The following is a 1762-nucleotide window of genomic DNA, read 5'->3' as shown; positions in this document are numbered from 1 at the left end:
CCCCCGGGTGGTGGCCGGCCCTCGAGCTCGGGGTCCCCATGGAGCGGCTCGAGAGCCGCTCCATGGGGCTAGCCTGCCGAAGCATGGGTGAGCTGTTGCGGTCTCCGTTGCATGACCAGCATGTGGCGCTCGGCGCCAGGCTGGCCGACTTCGGCGGATGGGAGATGCCGATCGAGTATCCCGGCGGGGGTGTGCTCAAGGAACACGCGGCGGTCCGGTCCGCGGTCGGGATCTTCGACGTCAGTCATCTTGGCAAGGCGTGGGTCCGCGGCCCCGGCGCCGCGGACTTCGTCGACTCCACTCTCACCAACGGCCTGTCCCGGATCGGCCCGGGACAGGCCCAGTACACGCTGTGCTGCGACCCGGAGACCGGCGGGGTGGTGGACGACCTGATCGTCTACCTGTATTCCGGGTCGGAGGTCTTCCTGGTCCCCAACGCGGCCAACACCGCGGAGGTCGTCCGCCGGCTCGCGGCGGCGTCCCCGCCGGGGGTCACCGTCGAGAATCTGCACACGGCCTTCGGCGTGATCGCGGTCCAGGGGCCGGCCGCGCCGGAGCTGGTGTCCGCGATCGGCCTGCCGGTCGACGGTGCCTACATGAGCTTCACGCCGGCCGAGTGGAAAGCCGAGGTGAAGGCCGACGCGGCCAGCGTGGGGGCCGGCGCGGGGGCCGCGGGGGAGGGTGGTCGGGCGGCCGGCGGGCCGGGAACCATCCCGGGCATCGGGGGCGGCGGTGCCGGCGGTGCCGGGGACGGCGGGCGTGGCGCCGGCGGGGACGGCTCCCGGCGGGAGATCGTCGTGTGCCGCTCGGGTTACACCGGCGAGCGTGGGTTCGAGCTGGTGACGCCGTGGGCGGACGCCCCGGCGGTGTGGGACGCGCTGCTGGCGGCCGGGGCGTCCCTGGGGGTGCGGCCCTGTGGCCTCGGCGCCCGCGACACCCTGCGGACCGAGATGGGCTACCCGCTGCACGGCCAGGACCTCTCGCCCTCGATCACCCCGGTGCAGGCGCGGGCCGGCTGGGCGGTGGGCTGGGACAAGCCACGGTTCTGGGGCCGGGACGCGCTGCTGGCGGAGCGGAGCGCGGGCCCGGTGCGGCTGCTGTGGGGGCTGCGCTCGACCGACCGGGGCATCCCACGGCCGCACATGGCCGTGTACGACCTGGCCGGCGAGCGGGTGGGCGAGGTCACCAGTGGGACGTTCTCGCCGACGTTGCGGACCGGTATCGCCCTCGCCCTGCTCGACCGCGGCGTCGCCGAGGGAGACACCGTCCGGGTGGACGTGCGGGGCCGGCCGTCGGCGATGACGGTGGTACGCCCACCCTTCGTCGACGCCTCCCCGAAGTAGGGGCCGCAGCGCTCCCGGGGCGCGGTGCGGTGGCCGCGCGTCCCGGCCACCGGAGAAGATCGGCACGATTTTGTCGTTGTGTACGCTTTTGCGGCCAAAAAGCGTACACAACGACAAAATTATCTGGATCATGGCCTGTGCGGATGGTCGTGGATGGGATTCGTGCTCCCTGAGCGGCGCTTTCTAGACGATGCCGAGGCGGTGTTTCAGGCCGTAGGGGGCGTCCAGGGTCATGAACACCAGGGTGACCGTCGCCGTGATCTCGACGAGGGCGCCGAGCACGTCCCCGGTGATGCCGCCGAGGTAGCCGACGAGGTAGCGCCGCAGCAGCCAGCCCACGGCGGTGCCCACGGCCACCGCGGCCACCGCGCGCGCGGCCCGGCCGGGGCCGCCGCCGTCGACGTCGAGCAGCCCCGCGG

Annotated in this window: 2 protein-coding genes; one reads left to right on the top strand and one right to left on the bottom strand. The window is 73.6% G+C overall.

The window, feature by feature from the left end; genetic code table 11:
- Nucleotides 1–83 precede the first annotated feature (83 nt).
- Nucleotides 84–1343 (top strand): glycine cleavage system aminomethyltransferase GcvT, encoded by a 1260-nt coding sequence (locus NBX02_RS16180; RefSeq protein ID WP_250292039.1) that lies wholly within the window; start codon nucleotides 84–86, stop codon nucleotides 1341–1343.
- 183 nt (nucleotides 1344–1526) lie between these two features.
- On the opposite strand, the gene NBX02_RS16175 is transcribed toward NBX02_RS16180, so the two are convergent.
- Nucleotides 1527–1762 (bottom strand): adenosylcobinamide-GDP ribazoletransferase (locus NBX02_RS16175; protein ID WP_250286851.1); only part of this gene is annotated, 236 nt, incomplete at its 5' end.

This window comes from Protofrankia sp. CiP1_Cm_nod1, from assembly GCF_920888515.1.
In the GTDB taxonomy this organism is placed as follows: Bacteria; Actinomycetota; Actinomycetes; order Frankiales; family Frankiaceae; genus Protofrankia.
The sequence above is the reverse complement of the archived record's forward strand: the minus strand, read 5'-3'. Positions and strand labels throughout refer to the sequence as shown.